The following is a 15259-nucleotide window of genomic DNA, read 5'->3' as shown; positions in this document are numbered from 1 at the left end:
CCGCGTCAGCCGAGCTGGTTCTTCAGCTGGTCGCGCAGGGTGTTCCACGCCTTGTCGGGTGCGACGTTGTTGGACTCGACCGACTGCAGCGCGGTGCCGATCTGGTTGCCGATCACGCCGTCGTCCTTGCCGTGGATCTGCGTCGGAGCGGCCTTGGCGATGTCACCGAAGACCTTGCCGATGGCTGCGCCGCTGAAGTAGTCGTCCTTGGTGTCGGCCACCAGCGGGAACGCCTTGGTGTTGGACGGGAAGTTGCCGACCTTCGCGAACACCGTGGCCTGCTGCTCCGGCGCGGTCAGCCAGGCGATGAGCTCAGCGGCCTGCTTCTGGTGCTTGCTGCTCGCGGGGATGCCGAGGTAGGCGCCGCCCCAGTTGCCGCCGACCCCACCGGGCAGGGTGGTGACGTTCCACTTGCCGCTGCCGGCGTCACCGGCCTTGCCCTTGATGTAGCCGATCATCCACGAGGGGCAGGCGATGGTGGCGAACGAGCCGGTGCTGAAGCCCTGGTCCCACTCGGGGGTGAACTGGCCGAGCTTGGCGGTCAGCCCCTGCTGGGCGGCCTGGGCGCCGAGGTCGAACGCGTGCTTCACCGCGGGGTTGGTGTCCCAGATCAGCTTGCCGTCGGCGTCGTAGAAGATCTCCTTCTCGGTCGACATCACGACGTTGTAGATGCCGCCGGCCGAGTCGGTCCACGCCGTGCCCTTGGGTGCCTTGGCCTTGAACTGCTGGCCGAGGGCGATGTAGTCGTCCCAGGACGTCATCTTCGCAGCGAGCTGCTGGGGGTCGTCGGGCAGACCGGCCTGCTTCAGCAGGTCGGTGCGGTAGCAGATGCCAGTGGGGCCGATGTCGGTGCCGAGGCCGACGACCTTGCCGTCCTTGGTGGTGGCGGCCGCCTCCTTCCACTCCGGGTAGTCGGCGATCTGGCCGCTGGCCGAGGTCTTCTTCAGGTCGACCCACTTGCCCGCCTGGTTGGCGACGACGTCGGTGATGCGGCCCACCTCGATGCCCTGGACGTCGGAGGCGCCGCGCCCGGACGCGAGCTTGGTCTGCAGGGCGGTCCAGTAGTTCTTCTCCTGCTGGGTGGAGTCGTACTTGATGGTGATGTCCGGGTGCAGCTGGTGGTACTTGTCGAACAGCCCGGCCTCCTGGTACCCGAAGGTGCCGAACAGGCTGACGGTGAGCGTGGTGGCGCCGCTCGCGGCGGCCGAGTCGTCGCTGCCCCCGCCGCAGGCGGTGACGCTGAGGGCGGTGCAGATCGTCGCGGCCGCCAGGGCGGTCGCGGGCCGTCGCAGGTGCATCCGGTGCTCCTTTCGGCCCGAGGGCCGGGGGTTTCGAGGGGGCGGACGGTGAGGGCGTCGCCGACGTGAGAGCGCTCTCACATTGGTCGCAGATCCTCGCGGCACCTCCTGGGGGCTGTCAAGAGCCGGGTCAGCAGGTGTCGCGACGCACGAGCTCGGTCGGCAGCACCACCGACGGCTCGACCGCGTCGCCGGCGACGATCGCGGTCAGCACCCGGGCCATCTCGCGGCCCAGCTGCTCCATGGGCTGGCGCACCGTCGTGAGCGGAGGGTAGGCGACCGTGGCGAGGGTGCTGTCGTCGAAGCCGACGACCTTGACGTCGCGCGGTACCTCCAGCCCTGCGTCGTGCAGCGCACGCAGGGCGCCGAGTGCCATCTGGTCGTTCGCCACGAAGACGCCATCGGGGTGGACGCGTTGCCGCAGAAGGGTTTTCATGGCACGAAAGCCCCCCTCGGTGGAGAAGTCGCCGGTGGCGGTGCGGGACGCTGCGGGCCGCTGTCCGGCCGCTCGCAGCTCCTGGGTGAAGCCCTCGAGGCGGTCTTGGGCAGCCGGCATGTCGAGAGGTCCGGTGATGGTCGCGAGGCGCCGGCAGCCGGCCTCGAGGAGGGCTCGTGTGGCGGTGCGCGCGCCGCCCAGGTTGTCGGCGTCGACGTAGGGCACGTCGTCGTCGGATCGGAAGGGGCGGCCCGACAGCACCACCGGGATCCCGACCTTGCGCAGCCGCGAGGGCAGCGGGTCGTCACCGTGCAGCGACACGAACATCGCGCCGTCGACGTGGCCGCCGGCTGCGAACCGGAAGAACTGGTCGTGCTCGGCCTCGGTCGACAGCACGACGAAGACCAGCTGCAGGCGGTGGTCGGCCATCACCTTGTGCGCGCCACGCAGCACCGCCGGGAAGAACGGGTCGGCGAACACCCGCTCCTCCGACTCCGACACGACGAAGGCGAGGGAGTCGCTGCGGCGGGTGACGAGCGAGCGGGCGGCGCGGTTGGTGACGTACGACAGCTCGGCCGCCGCCGCGAGCACCGCCGCTCGCGCGGCCTCGCTCACGCGCGGCGAGCCGGCCAGGACGCGGCCGGCGGTAGCCCGCGACACGCCCGCCCGTGCGGCCACGGACTCCAGCGTCGGCGCGCTCGACGTGTCAGCAGTCACGCTGCTGGAGTCTAGGCCGAGCGCGTGAGCCGAGCGTCGACCGCAGCGCGCGCCGTGTCGACGAACTGCCGCACCCGCTGGACGTCGGGCACCACCTCGCGCACGGCCTCGAGGCCCGAGGTCAGGGCGACGTCGGGCACGTGGCGCGCCGCAAGCAGCTCGTGCAGCCACTCGACGAACTCGACGAACAGCGTGGCGTCGTCGACGAAGAGCGCGGCCGACAGGAACTCCACGATGTGCTCGAGGTCCTCGCGCGTGCGGTCGAGCGCCGCTGACGGGTACTGGCGCATGGCCGGGAAGCGCTGCTCCAGTCGGCCCATGGCCTGCAGCGCCAGGTCGTGCGCGCCTGACCGCAGCAGCGGCGCCGCGTCGTCGGGGTGGGGCAAGGCCGGGGCGGGGTCTGCGTACCGCGGCCACGTCGGTTGGCTGAGCAGGCGCACGGCGTCGGTGGCGGTGGGCGCCCAGCCGTTGGCGCCGAGGGCTCGAGCCCATCGGCCGTCCGCGCCGAACCCGCGGCCACCAGCCACCACCGGCACGCCTGCCCCGCGGGAGGCCTCGATCATGTGGCGAGCGTGCGGCAAGGAGGTCGACACCGAGCACGACAGGCCGATGACGTCGGGCCCGACGTCGTGCACGTACTGCGCCAGGTGCTGGGCGGGCAGCGAGGCTCCGAGGTAGTGGACGTCCCAGCCGTTGACCCGCAGGGTCTCCGACAGCACCCGGGCGGGAAGGGCGTGCCACTCGCCCTCGACGCAGCACACCACCGCGGTGCCGACCCGCGTCGGGGTCGCGTCGGTGGCGGCCGCCAGCGCGGCGACGACCTCCTCGCTGATGCTCGTGGCGATGTGCTCTCGGGCGACGTTCCACTCGTTGCTCGCCCAGCGCCGTCCCACCTCGACCTGGGCGGGGCAGACGAGCTCGCTGAGCGTCTGCTCGATGGTGCTGCCGGACTCCAGCGACTCCAGCGCGAGCCGGACGGCGCCGCGCCGGTCACCGGCTGCCAGGGCGGCCCAGTACCGCTCGCCCAGCGGCGTGCCGGCGCTCACCGGGCGACCACGTGGAACTGCTCGACGCGCACGCCCTTCGGCTGGTGCGGCGCGCCCGGGATGCGGGCGTGCGAGCGCCGGTGCTCCTCGCTGCGCATGTACGCGCGGAAGTCCTCGGGCGCGGCCCACCAGGTCATCATGAGGTAGCGCGTGGCGTCGCGGGCGTCGCGCCAGACCTCCAGGCGGCGGAAGCCGGCGTGCTGCTCGACCTCGCCGAGCCGGTCGGCGAAGGCCGCCTCGAGGACGTCGCCGCTGCCCTCCGGCACGCGCAGCTCGCTCAGCACGGCGTAGTCCGACGGTGGGGCTGCAGGCGGGTCGCTCATGCGGCGCCTTCCAGGTCGGGCTGGATCGCGAGCACCGCGATGTCGTCGTGCGAGCGGCCGCGCAGGTGCTCCATCGCCGCCTGCTCGATGCGCTCGCCGATCGACTGGCTGGTCATGCCGACGCAGTCCGCGAGCAGCGTGCGCAGCCTCGTCTCGCCCAGCAGGCTGCCGTCGGGGCTGCGGGCCTCGGTGACGCCGTCGGTGTAGAGCACGAGGGTGTCGCCGGCGTCGAGCTGCACCCGCACCGTGGGCACCCGCGCCTCGGGCAGCAGCCCGACGAGGGTGCCGGTGGGGCCGACCTCCTCGACGCGGCCGTCGGCGCGCAGCACGAGCGGCGGCGGGTGGCCGCCGTCGGCGAGCACGACGTCGAGCCCGTCGTCGCGCGGCTCCAGGCGCGCCCACACCACCGTGACGAAGCTCGCCGATCCCGACAGCAGCATCGACTGGTTGAGCACGCCGAGGACCTCGGCGGGGTCGTCGTGGGTGACGCTCGCGACCCGCAGCGACTGGCGCACCTGCCCGGTGAGCACGGCCGCGCCCACGCCCTTGCCGCAGACGTCGCCGAGGGCGAGGCACCAGTGCCCTGACTGGCTGCGGTGGAAGTCGAAGAAGTCCCCGCCGATCTGGGTCGTCTCGACCGCCGCCCGGTAGCGCGTGCCCAGCCGGACGCCGGGCACGTCCGGCACCGCGGGCGGCAGCAGTGCGGTGCGCAGCGTGGTGGCGAGGGCGCTCAGCTGCTCGTACACCAACGCGGCGTCGATCGCCAGGGCCCCACGGTCGGCGAGCATCTGCACCATGCGGCGCTGGTCGTCGTCGAGCGGCTCGGACGCCGGACGCATCAGCACCAGCAGGCCTCGGGGGGTGCCGCGGGCCACGAGCGGCACCTGCAGCCACTCCACGCACCCGGCCGCCTCGAGCGCCTCGGCGGCCACGGCGTCCGGCACGCCGAGGGCCGTGAGGTGGTGCACCTCGCGGGCCAGCCCGGAGCCGGGGCCGGGCACGGGCCGACGCGCCGCGCGGGCGGCGTCCTCCTCGACGACGGGCGCCTCGTCGTGCGCGACGTGCATGCGCAGCACGCGCAGACCGTCGGTGACGCCGGCGTACGCCCAGTCGGCGAGGCGCGGCACCGCGAGGCTGAGCGTTCGACCCAGCGTGCGGCGCAGGTTGAGGGTCGCTGCCAGCGCGAGCGTCACCTCCGCGGCGAACGCCAGCGCGGGGGCTGAGGGAGCTTCCTTGAGGTCCAGGCTGCTGCTCGTCATCCGCTTGACGACCGGCTCGAGCGTTGGCTGCGGCCGGCGTTCTCGGCGACGTGCGAGCGCTGGTCGGCACGTGAGGCTCGCAGCTGCACCACCGGTGCGCGCCCCCGCGGCTTGCGCAGGGGCAGGCGGAACCACAGGGCCTTGCCGTCGTCGCGGCGCTCCATGCCCCAGTCGGCGGCGACGGCGGCCACGATCCGCAGGCCGCGCCCGCTCTCGGCGAGCGCGTGCTGCTGCACCTGCGCGGTGAGCTCAGGCTCGCCGTCGATCACCGTCACCGTGAGGTGGTCGTCATCGGCCGTGAGCTCGAGCACGAGCGGGGTGCGGGCGTGCTTGACGGCGTTGGCGATGAGCTCGCTCACGGCCAGCTGGGCGTCGTCCGTGCAGTCGGGCACGCCGAACTTCGTGAGCGTGTCGCGCACGAAGTGCCGAGCCCGCGTGACGCTGGTGACCTCGGGCGGCAGCGACAGCTCACCGATGGGCTGGCTCATGACGCACCTCCGCGGGTGCTGCCGCCCACGTTGACGTCGGAGTGGTGCGGCGTGCGGCTGATGGCCGCGGCCACCGTGGGGTACTGCGGGAACACCTGGGTCAGGCCGCAGATCTCGATGACCCGCTTGATCAGGTGGTGGGTGTAGACGATGCGCACCCAGCCGCCCCGCTCGCTCACCGCGCGGTGGGCGAGCACGAGGTCGCGCACGACGCTGGAGTCGATGAAGGTGACGTCGAGCAGGTCGACGACGAGGCGGTCGGCGCCGCCCGCGACCGCGGAGTCCAGGGCCCGCGAGAGCTCGTCGGTCGCGGCGTCGAGCTCGCCGCTGGCCGTGACCTGGACGACTCCGGGATCGGGGCGCACGCGGTCACCTCCCTCGCTGGGCACCCAGGCACGCTACCTCAGAATGTGCTTGCAGGCGCATCGAGCGCCTTCCGCGGCGAATTCCCCGGAACATCGACGCGTGAGCCGGCCCAGGCGTACGTCTTGCGGGGAATTTGCCGCGCAGACGGGGAGAATGGCCCGGTGAGTGAGGCCCAGCGACCCCGCAGCGTCCGGATCCGTCCCGCCCGCACCAGCGACGTCCGGGCGATCCGCGCCCTCGTGGAGCCGCTCGCGCGCGAGCGGGTGCTGGTGAGCAAGGACGCCGTGGCCTACTACGAGGGCTTGCAGCAGTTCCTGGTGGCCGAGGCGGACGGCGGCGTGCTGGCCGGGTGCGGCGCCCTGCACGTGCTGTGGGACGACCTGGCCGAGGTGCGCACGCTCGCCGTGGCGCCGACGTTCCTGGGTCAGGGGGTCGGCGGCGCGCTGCTGGAGTCGCTGGTGACCGCAGCGAGTGAGCTGGGGGTGCGCCGGCTGTTCTGCCTGACCTTCGAGACCGACTTCTTCGCTCGTCACGGCTTCCACCCGATCGACGGCGCGCCGGTGACGCCAGAGGTCTACGCCGAGCTGTTGCGCTCGTACGATGAGGGCGTCGCGGAGTTCCTGGAGCTCGACCGGGTGAAGCCCAACACCCTCGGCAACACGAGGATGCTGCGCGAGCTCTAGCGAGACGACAGGGGGAACGGCGGTGCGCAGGACCTGGGGGGCGGTGCGGCGGCCGCGCACGCTGGCGGTGCTCGCGACCGCCGTGTGCCTCGTGCTGGCCGGAGCCACCGCGAGCACGGGCGCCGTGCACGTGCAGCACGCCAGCGACCGCTCGGTGCAGGCGGCGCAGGCGGTGAGCTCGGCGCCGGTGTCGGTGGGCGTCACCGCGGTCAGCCCGCCGACGACCGCCGGTCGCCCGACCTCGCCCGCGCCTCGACCGCACCGCGCCGACGCCGCGTCGCGGCGGCCGCCCACCGGCAGGGTGGTCTACCTCACCTTCGACGACGGTCCCGACCCGCACTGGACGCCGCAGGTGCTCGCGCTGCTGGCGCGCTACCACGCTCGCGCGACGTTCTTCGAGGTCGGCTCGCAGGTGCGCGACCACCCGCAGGCGGCGGCGGCCGTGCGCGCCGCGGGGCAGGCCGTCGGCAACCACACCGGTCACCACCAGCGCCTCACCGACCTCGACGCCACAGCCATGCGAGAGGCGGTGCTGGCCGGCCCACGCGGTACCACGTGCCTGCGGCCGCCGTACGGCTCGGTCGACCACCGCGTGCGGGCGCTCGCGGCGCAGCTGGGCCTCACGATCGTGCTGTGGAACGTCGAGACCGATGACTGGGCGAAGCCCGGGGTCGCCTCCATCGAGCAGCACCTGCTGCACGACGTGCGCCCCGGCAGCACCGTGATCATGCACGACGGCGGTGGTGACCGGTCGCAGACCGTGGCCGCACTGCGTCGCGCGCTGCCGGTGCTCGCCGCCCGCGGCTACCGGTTCGAGGCCGTGCCCGGCTGCTGAGTCGGCTGCTGAGTCGGCTGCTGAGTCGGCTGCTGAGTCGGCTGCTGAGTGAGGTAGAGCCGGCGCACGACGTCCTCGATGTCGGGCTCCTCCACCGACAGGTCGCGCACCTCAACCCGGCGGCTCACCTCGGCCAGAACCGCTGCAGCAGTAGTGCTCTGCGGGGTGAAGGCGAGGCGCTGGCGCAGACCGTCGGCCTCGGTTCCCACCAGGCGCGTGCCCGGCACGTCGTCGAGCGGCGCCCACGGCTCGGCGAGGTCGACGACCAGCACGCGCTCGGCGCCGACCCGCCCCACCAGGCCCGGCAGGCTGCCGTCGTAGGCGAGCCGCCCCTGGTCGACGACGAGCACGCGCTCGCAGAGCCGCTCGATGTCGCCCATGTCGTGGGTCGTGAGCAGCAGGGTCGTCCCGTGCTCCGCGCGCTGCTCGCGCAGGAACACCCGCAGCCGCTCCTTGCTCAGCACGTCGAGGCCGATCGTCGGCTCGTCGAGCACGACGAGCCGGGGGCGGTGCAGGAGCGCCGCGGCCACCTCGCCGCGCATGCGCTGGCCGAGGCTCAGCTGGCGCACGGGCTGCTCCAGGAACGCGGCGAGCTCCAGGCGCTCGACCAGCTCGTCGCGTCGACGCTGCCACTCGCCGTCCGCGATGCCGTGGATCGCGGCGAGCACCCGGAACGACTCGTGCAGCGGCAGGTCCCACCACAGCTGGCTGCGCTGCCCGAAGACGACGCCCACGTGCCGGGCGAGCTCGCGGCGTCGGCGCACGGGGTCCAGGCCGCACGTCGTCACCCGGCCCGACGTCGGCACGAGGATGCCCGTGAGCATCTTGATCGTCGTGGACTTGCCCGCGCCGTTGGCGCCGATGTAGCCCACCGACTCACCGGCCTCGATGGCGAAGGTGATGTCGTCCACCGCCGTCACCACGTGCCGTTCGCGCCGCAGCCGGCCGGTCGAGCGACGCAGCACGAACTCGCGGCGCAGCGACTCGACGGCGACGACGCGGGTGGTGTGCTCGTTCATCCGCCTGCTCCCGTGTAGTGCCTGATGCCGGCTCGCCAGCAGGCCAGTCCTGCGGCCGCTGTCAGCACCGCGGCCAGCGGGGTGAACCACCCGAGCCAGGCCGGCAGCCCCGGGGGTCCGGGATGCCCGGTGATCACGAGCGTCGGCAGGTACGCCGTGAAGGCGGCGGGGACGACGAAGGTGAAGAAGCTGCGCACCGCCACGTGCAGCACGCTCGCGGGATACGCCGAGACGTACGACGAACCGTACGTGAACGCGTTGGTGAGCTCGTAGCCCTCGATGAGCCAGAACTGCACCCCTGCGGCCGCCACGAACAGCGAGCCGAAGATCACCGCGCCGGTGAGCGGCGCGAGCAGCAACATCGCGACCGCGCTCGCTGTCCACTGGTCGACGGCGAGCGGCAGGGCGATCACGAGCACCACCACGGCGACCGCAGCCCGACCCAGCCGGCGCAGCGACACGTCGCTGGTCACCAGCTGGGCCAGCACCGGGAGCGGTCGCAGCAGCATCGCGTCGAGCGTGCCGGCGCGCAGGTACGTCGGCAGCTCGTCGAGGTGACCGACGACGACGCCCGCCAGCGAGAAGGACAGGTTGGCCAGGGCGAAGACGAGCAGTGCCGGGCCGATGCCCAGCCCGCCGAGGGCGTCGACGTTGTGGAAGATCACGTAGATCTCCGCCGCCTCCAGCAGCCCGACGCCGACGGAGCCGAGCAGGTCGAGAGCGAAGCTCGCGCGGTAGCTCGCCTGCGCGCGCACACGTGACCCCAACAGCGCGCGGTAGGCCCGCAGGGGGTGCTGCGCCGACACCTCAGCCACCTTGCACCACCAGACGGCGCGTCGCTCGAGCGGTGACGACGCGGCCGACGCCCAGCATCACGACGAGCCACAACGCCTGTGTCGCAACCGTTGTGGCGCCGTCCCAACCCCCGGCCCGGCCGGAGATCACGTCCACAGGAGCCTGCAGCATCGACGGAAACGGCGTGGCGGTGGCGAGCGCCGACATCCAGCCCGGGAACCAGTGCACCGGCACGACTAAGCCGGTGAGCACGTTGGAGCCGACCATGTAGAGGGTCAGCAGCCCGCGCATCTCGACCACCCAGAACGCCGTGAGGTTGAGCAGGTAGCGGCAGGCGAACGACACCGCGACGGCCAGCAGCACGCTCACCGCCCCCAGAGCGAACGGCTGCACCTCGTGCGGCACCGTGAGCCCGAAGAACGCGATGCCCACGAGCAACGGCGGCAGGCCCCGGGGGAGCAGCTCGTACGCCGCCCGCCCGAGGTCGGCGGCGAGCCACGACAGCTGCAGATCCACCGGGCGGGCGAGATCGACCGCGATGTCGCCGGTGCGGATGCGGTCGGCCAGCTCGCGCGAGCCGAACACCGCGACGGGCGCGATCAGCGCCTGGCAGAGGAACGCGTACGTGGCCCCCTGGCGGGCGTCGTACCCGGCGATCGCGCCCCCCGCCGAGGCGATGGCCGCGAGCGTGATGCTGGCCTTGACCACGCCGAACACCGTGTTGGTGAACGCGCCGGCCACGGTGGCGCTGCGGTACGCCGCGTAGCGCCGGAAGCCGGCGACGCCGTAGGCCAGCAGTGAGCGCACAAACGCGAGACTCTACTACCGTGGCGCGGTGCCCGAAGTCGCCTCGCCAGGCCCGATCCCGGTGCGGGTCGGGGCGCTCAGCCGGGCGCAGCTGGTCGCCGCCCTCGAGGCGGCAGGCGTGGGGCTCAACGCCTCGGCCGAGCTGCTGCTGCGCCACGAGGCCTTCGACCAGCAGCGGGTGGAGGCCTTTGAGGTCGTGCAGCGCACCGTCGGGCAGCTCGGCCTCACTGACGGCGCCCCGCTGTCGACCGTGCTGGCGACGGCCCAGGCGCAGGGGCTCTCACTCTGCCCGCTCGTCACCGGGCCGTACCTGCGCCTGGTGATGCTCGACCAGCAGTCAGCGCCCGACTCGGTGCTGTCGAACGGCTCGGCCCCGTCCGCGTCTCTCACCGTCGCCTCGCTGCCGCTCGACCACGGCGACGTGCTGCCCAAGGGCTTCTACCTGCGGGTCGTCGACGGCCGGCCGTGGCTGCGCGGCTACCACGCGACCGACGAGCACGTGTGGTCACCGGACGACCGCCTGGTCTTCCGGGTCGGCTGATCGCGTCGCCGGACTGCTACTGCGGGAGGCGGTAGCCGTCGGCGGTCGGTTCGGCCAGGCCGTCCTCGACGAGCGAGGCGAGGCAGCGGTCGCGTTGCCGGGAGTCACGCAGCTCGTCGTCCGGCACCGCGGCGGCGAGCGCGTCGAGCCGCACCGGCGCGCTCGCGCCGCGCAGCACCGCGAGCAGGCGCCCGCGCACCTGGCGGTCGGTGCCGTGCCACGCTTGTCCGCGCCGCGGCGGCCCGTCGTACGCCGGTGAGCCGGCCAGGCGCCAGGCGCACCGGTCGGCCACGGGGCAGTCGACGCACCGGGGCGAGCGCGCCGTGCAGACGACCGCACCGAGCTCCATCACGGCCACGGCCCACCGCGCCGCCGTCGCCTCGTCGTCCGGCACGACCCGCTCGGCCAGGCGCAGCTCGGCGGCGGTCAGCGACGGCGCGGGCAAGGCCTCTCCCTCGACGGCACGCACCAGCACCCGGCGCACGTTGGTGTCGACCACGGCGTGGCGACGTCCGAACGCGAACGACGCGACGGCCGCCGCGGTGTAGGTGCCGATGCCGTCGAGCGCCAGCAGGTGATCGAGATCGGCAGGCACCTCACCGTCGTGGCGCTCGACGATCTGCCTGGCCGCCGCGTGCAGCCGCAGTGCGCGGCGGGGGTAGCCGAGCCGGCCCCAGTGCCGGACGGCGTCACCGGGGCTGGCCGCCGCCAGATCGGCGGGCGTCGGCCAGCGGCGCATCCACTCGAGCCAGACCGGCTCGACGCGGGCCACGGGCGTCTGCTGCAGCATGACCTCGCTGACCAGCACACCCCACGGCGTGCGGTCGGGCGCGCGCCAGGGCAGGTCGCGCGCGGCGGCGTCGTACCAGCGCAGCAGCGGGTCGACGAGCCTGCGGCCGCCTGCCTGCCGCACCGGGTGGCCGCCTTCGAGGCGCGGGGGCACCCCGTCGCCATAGGTTGGCGACTGGGGCACCCCGTTGCCATCAGCGGGGCGCGCCGGTGTTACCACTGGGTGCCCCCGTCGCCATAGGTTGGCCGCAGGGTGCCACCGCGGCCGAACGAGACCGTCAGACGTAGCGCTCGAGGATGCTCGACTCGGCCAGCCGCGACAGGCCCTCACGCACGGCCCGGGCGCGGCCCTCACCCACGCCGTCGACGGCCTGGAGGTCCTCCAGCCCGGCGGCGAGCAGCTTCTGCAGGCTGCCGAAGTGCTCGACCAAGCGGTCGACGATGGCCCCGGGCAGGCGCGGCACCTTCGACAGCAGGCGGTAGCCGTGCGGGCTGACCGCCGCATCGAGGGCGTCACCCACGACGCTGTAGCCCATGAGCCGGGCCACTGACGCGAGGTCGAGCAGCTCGGTCGACGTCAGCTGGCCGAGGGTGGCGAGCATGCCCTCGATGTCGGCGTCAGAGGAGTCGGCCGGGAGGTAGTCGCGGATCACCAGCGTGCGGTCGGGGCCGACGCCGCCGATGAGCTCCTCGAGCTGCAGCGTCAGCAGCCGCCCGTCACTGCCGAGCTCGATGACGTAGCCAGCGATCTCGTCGCTGATCCGGCCCACCATCTCCAGGCGTTGGACGACGGCCGCCACGTCGCGCACGGTCACGAGGTCCTCGATCTCGAGCGCCGACAGCGTGCCCGTCACCTCGTCCAGCCGCAGCTTGTACCGCTCGAGGGTGGCGAGCGCCTGGTTGGCGCGCGACAGGATCGCGCTGGAGTCCTCGAGCACGTGACGCCGGCTTCCGACGTACAGCGCGATGATCCGCATCGACTGGCTCACGGCGATCACGGGGTAGCCGGTCTGCTTGGCCACGCGCTCGGCCGTGCGGTGACGCGTGCCTGACTCGGCCGTCTCGATCGAGGGGTCGGGCACGAGCTGCGTGCCCGCCCGCAGGATCCGCGACGCCTCGCGGTCGCACACGATGGCGCCGTCCATCTTGGCCAGCTCGCGCAGCCGCGTGGGGGAGAACTCGACGTCGAGCGGGAAGCCGCCGCTCGACAGGCTCTCGACGGTGCGGTCGTGGCCCAGCACGATCAGCGCGCCGGTGCGGCCGCGCAGGATGCGCTCGAGACCGTCGCGCAGCAGCGTGCCGGGAGCGGCTGCGGCCAGGGTGGATCGCACGAGGTCGTCCTCGCTGAGCTCTGCGTTCGCCACGTGCGTTCCCCTGCCGGGCCGGTTGTCTGACACCACGTTGCTTCACACCACGCTGTGCATCACAGCACGTGCGACGCCGCCCTCGCGGTGCCGCTGCGCGGCAATCGTAACCGCGTGCACGGCCTGGGCGGATAACGTCCAGGTATCGACGGCGCGTCCTGCACCGGTCGACCGGTCGTCAGACGGCCCGCAGCATGGCCGAGCGGACGGCGCTCGCGAGGTCGGGGATCTCGATGACCTTCATGCCGTCGGGAATGGTGGCCGAGCCGACGGCGCCCTGCGGCACGATCGCGGCGCGAAACCCCAGCCGGGCGGCCTCGGCCAGCCGGCGGGGCACACCGCCCACTGGGCGCAGCTCACCGGCGAGCCCCACCTCGCCGAACGCGACGGTGCCCGGGACCAGTGCGCGGTCGTTGGCCGCCCCCGCGAGGGCCAGGGCCACGGCCAGGTCGGTGGCGGGCTCGGTGACGCGCACGCCGCCGACGGTCGAGACGTAGATGTCGGCCGAACCGATGCGCAGCCGGGCGCGTCGCTCGAGCACGGCCGTGAGCATGGCGACCCGGCTGCCGTCGATGCCGGAGGTCGCGCGGCGCGGCTGGCCGACACTCGGGGCCACCAGCGCCTGCACCTCGGCCAGCAGCGGTCGGCGTCCCTCGAGGGTCACCGTGACGCAGGTGCCGGGCACGGCCTCGCGCTCGGTGCCGCCAGGTGACAGGAACAGGCCGGACGGGTCGGGCAGCCCGACGATGCCGGTGTCGGACAGGTCGAAGCAGCCGACCTCGTCGGTGGGCCCGTACCGGTTCTTCACCGCGCGCACCAGGCGCAGACGGGAGTGCCGCTCGCCCTCGAACTGCACGACGACGTCGACGAGGTGCTCGAGCACGCGCGGGCCGGCGATCGAGCCGTCCTTGGTCACGTGGCCCACGAGCAGCGTCGCGATACCGCGGGCCTTCGCGGTGGCGATCAGGGCCGCCGCGACCTCGCGCACCTGCGACACGTTGCCGGCTGCGCCGTCGACCTCCGCCGAGCCGATGGTCTGCACCGAGTCGATGACCACGAGATCGGGCTGCACCTGCTCGATGTGGCCGAGCACCGCGGCGAGGTCGGTCTCGGCCGCGAGGTAGAGGGTGCGCGCGAGCGCCTCGATGCGCTGGGCGCGCATGCGCACCTGGGCCGCCGACTCCTCGCCGGTGACGTAGAGCACGCGCCTGCCCTCACGCCCTTCTCGGCCGCACACGTCGAGCAGCAGGGTCGACTTGCCGATGCCGGGCTCACCGGCGACCAGCACGACGGCGCCGGGCACGAGGCCGCCGCCGAGGACGCGGTCGAGCTCACCCACGCCGGTAGGGCGCACCTGCGCCTGGGCGACGTCGACGTCGAGGATCGGCTGGGCGGGCGCTGAGACCGCTCCCGCGGTGGTGGTGCGCACGGGCACGCCGCCCACCTCGCCGACGGTGCCCCAGGCCTGGCACTCACCGCAGCGGCCGACCCACTTGGATGTCGCCCAGCCGCACTCGGTGCAGCGGTAGGACATCTTCGGGGCGCTCTTGCGCGCGGCGGGACCAGCCATGACCGCGACTGTAGAGGGCGGCTCCGACAGGGGGTGGCCCCTGCCGATCGCCTGTGGACGACGGCAGTGCGTGAGCGGGTCAGCCCGCCTTCGTGCCCGCCATGATCGCGGCCAGCATGATCAGCGTCATCGCGGGCACGATGCCGATGACCAGCCAGGAGAAGTTCCGCGTGCGCAGGTACGCGGCGAACGAGATGCCAGCTCCCACGAGCGCGCCGAGCACCGTGAACCCCGTCGACAGGCCGATCTTCCACCCGGGGGCGCTCATCGTGCCGGGCGAGACCACGAACGCGGGGGCGACGATCGCGAAGACGTACGCGGCGGCGACGAGACCCAGCTCGACGAGTGAGATCGCCGGTGGCTTGTCCATGTGGTGAAGCGGCGGGTTGTGCGCCCTCAGCGGAGGCGCTTGGTCCTTTGCGTGCGCGCTCATGGCACCACTATCCGCCGATTCCCAGGCCGTGCAAGCGGTACCGGGCATCTGCTGGCCTTCAGAAGTGCCGCCAGAACAGGTTCGCGGCGTAGTCGATCTCGAGGCCGCGGCACTCGGCGAGCAGGCCGGCTGCGGCGTCCGGCGTCAGCTCGATGCGCACCACCGCCTCCAGCTCGGCGCGGTCGCCGAACACCCAGCGGACGTCGAGCGGCTGGCGGTGCCAACCCTTGCGGGCCCAGAACCGTTGCACCGCAACGGGATCGTATCGAGGCAGGGAATGCCGGAACCATCGCCCGAAGGTCGACCGCGTGGCGTCGACGTCGACCACGAACGCCGTGCCACCCCGCCGGACGACGCGGGCCAGCTCGGCGAGGCCCGGCTCGCAGCCGGGGCCGAAGAAGTAGGCCCAACGCGCGTGGACGACGTCGACCGAGGCGCCCGGCAGTGGCAGCTGTTGGGCGGTGCCGGTGAGCACCTCGATCCGCCCGGC

At 73.2% G+C, this 15259-nt stretch carries 17 protein-coding genes and 1 pseudogene; 3 read left to right on the top strand and 15 right to left on the bottom strand.

What is annotated here, in order from left to right:
- Positions 1-5 precede the first annotated feature (5 nt).
- The 7 genes from ASD06_RS09420 to ASD06_RS09390 form a co-directional block, all read right to left on the bottom strand.
- Positions 6-1298: an ABC transporter substrate-binding protein gene (locus tag ASD06_RS09420; protein ID WP_056676149.1), complete on the bottom strand. Its 1293-nt coding sequence runs from the start codon at positions 1296-1298 to the stop codon at positions 6-8.
- A gap of 130 nt (positions 1299-1428) precedes the next feature.
- Positions 1429-2451, bottom strand: coding sequence for a LacI family DNA-binding transcriptional regulator (locus tag ASD06_RS09415; protein ID WP_056676146.1), 1023 nt, complete (start codon positions 2449-2451; stop codon positions 1429-1431).
- 11 nt (positions 2452-2462) lie between these two features.
- The gene (locus ASD06_RS09410) at positions 2463-3497 is read right to left on the bottom strand and encodes a B12-binding domain-containing protein (RefSeq protein WP_056676143.1); all 1035 of its coding nucleotides are present in this window, start codon (positions 3495-3497) and stop codon (positions 2463-2465) included.
- Positions 3494-3820 carry an antibiotic biosynthesis monooxygenase gene (locus ASD06_RS09405; RefSeq protein ID WP_056676140.1) on the bottom strand — a complete coding sequence of 109 codons (327 nt, stop codon included), beginning with the start codon at positions 3818-3820 and terminating at the stop codon, positions 3494-3496. The genes ASD06_RS09410 and ASD06_RS09405 overlap by 4 nt, the downstream gene beginning before the upstream one ends.
- Positions 3817-5079, bottom strand: a complete 1263-nt coding sequence (locus ASD06_RS09400; protein WP_056676137.1) for a PP2C family protein-serine/threonine phosphatase — start codon at positions 5077-5079, stop codon at positions 3817-3819. The genes ASD06_RS09405 and ASD06_RS09400 overlap by 4 nt, the downstream gene beginning before the upstream one ends.
- Positions 5076-5567, bottom strand: a complete 492-nt coding sequence (locus tag ASD06_RS09395) for an ATP-binding protein (RefSeq protein ID WP_056676134.1) — start codon at positions 5565-5567, stop codon at positions 5076-5078. Before ASD06_RS09395 ends, ASD06_RS09400 begins: the two co-directional genes overlap by 4 nt.
- Positions 5564-5956, bottom strand: coding sequence for an STAS domain-containing protein (locus ASD06_RS09390; RefSeq protein WP_082537875.1), 393 nt, complete (start codon positions 5954-5956; stop codon positions 5564-5566). Before ASD06_RS09390 ends, ASD06_RS09395 begins: the two co-directional genes overlap by 4 nt.
- A 138-nt stretch (positions 5957-6094) precedes the next feature.
- Between ASD06_RS09390 and ASD06_RS09385 the strand changes: the two genes are divergently transcribed.
- Both ASD06_RS09385 and ASD06_RS09380 read left to right on the top strand, forming a co-directional pair.
- Positions 6095-6616: an amino-acid N-acetyltransferase gene (locus tag ASD06_RS09385; protein WP_056676129.1), complete on the top strand. Its 522-nt coding sequence runs from the start codon at positions 6095-6097 to the stop codon at positions 6614-6616.
- 22 nt (positions 6617-6638) lie between these two features.
- Positions 6639-7451: a polysaccharide deacetylase family protein gene (locus tag ASD06_RS09380; RefSeq protein ID WP_200941990.1), complete on the top strand. Its 813-nt coding sequence runs from the start codon at positions 6639-6641 to the stop codon at positions 7449-7451.
- Here ASD06_RS09380 and ASD06_RS09375 read toward each other — a convergent pair.
- The 3 genes from ASD06_RS09375 to ASD06_RS09365 are packed head-to-tail and all read right to left on the bottom strand — an operon-like array spanning position 7421 to position 10072.
- Positions 7421-8470, bottom strand: coding sequence for an ATP-binding cassette domain-containing protein (locus tag ASD06_RS09375; protein ID WP_082537874.1), 1050 nt, complete (start codon positions 8468-8470; stop codon positions 7421-7423). The genes ASD06_RS09380 and ASD06_RS09375 overlap by 31 nt on opposite strands.
- On the bottom strand, positions 8467-9276 hold the full coding sequence (locus tag ASD06_RS09370; RefSeq protein ID WP_235502283.1) for an ABC transporter permease: 810 nt from the start codon (positions 9274-9276) through the stop codon (positions 8467-8469). Before ASD06_RS09370 ends, ASD06_RS09375 begins: the two co-directional genes overlap by 4 nt.
- 1 nt (position 9277) lies before the next feature.
- Entirely contained in the window at positions 9278-10072 is a 795-nt protein-coding gene (locus ASD06_RS09365) for an ABC-2 family transporter protein (protein ID WP_056676123.1), read from the bottom strand.
- 28 nt (positions 10073-10100) lie between these two features.
- On the opposite strand from ASD06_RS09365, the gene ASD06_RS09360 reads away from it, so the two are divergent.
- Positions 10101-10613 (top strand): hypothetical protein, encoded by a 513-nt coding sequence (locus ASD06_RS09360; protein WP_056676120.1) that lies wholly within the window; start codon positions 10101-10103, stop codon positions 10611-10613.
- 16 nt (positions 10614-10629) lie between these two features.
- On the opposite strand, the gene ASD06_RS09355 is transcribed toward ASD06_RS09360, so the two are convergent.
- The 5 genes and pseudogenes from ASD06_RS09355 to ASD06_RS19650 all read right to left on the bottom strand — a co-directional run.
- The gene (locus ASD06_RS09355) at positions 10630-11556 is read right to left on the bottom strand and encodes an A/G-specific adenine glycosylase (RefSeq protein WP_235502282.1); all 927 of its coding nucleotides are present in this window, start codon (positions 11554-11556) and stop codon (positions 10630-10632) included.
- 124 nt (positions 11557-11680) lie between these two features.
- Positions 11681-12766 (bottom strand): DNA integrity scanning diadenylate cyclase DisA, encoded by a 1086-nt coding sequence (gene disA, locus ASD06_RS09350; RefSeq protein WP_056676117.1) that lies wholly within the window; start codon positions 12764-12766, stop codon positions 11681-11683.
- Positions 12767-12944: 178 nt separating this feature from the next.
- Positions 12945-14336 (bottom strand): DNA repair protein RadA, encoded by a 1392-nt coding sequence (gene radA / locus ASD06_RS09345; protein ID WP_056676114.1) that lies wholly within the window; start codon positions 14334-14336, stop codon positions 12945-12947.
- A gap of 79 nt (positions 14337-14415) precedes the next feature.
- A complete protein-coding gene (locus ASD06_RS09340; RefSeq protein WP_157371612.1) occupies positions 14416-14769 on the bottom strand; it encodes a hypothetical protein in 354 nt (117 codons plus the stop codon).
- A gap of 58 nt (positions 14770-14827) precedes the next feature.
- Positions 14828-15259 (bottom strand): annotated as a pseudogene (locus ASD06_RS19650) (class I SAM-dependent methyltransferase); the annotation flags it as partial.

The sequence above is a fragment of the Angustibacter sp. Root456 genome (assembly GCF_001426435.1).
GTDB lineage: Bacteria > Actinomycetota > Actinomycetes > Actinomycetales > Angustibacteraceae > Angustibacter.
This window is presented reverse-complemented; position numbering and strand designations above follow the sequence as displayed.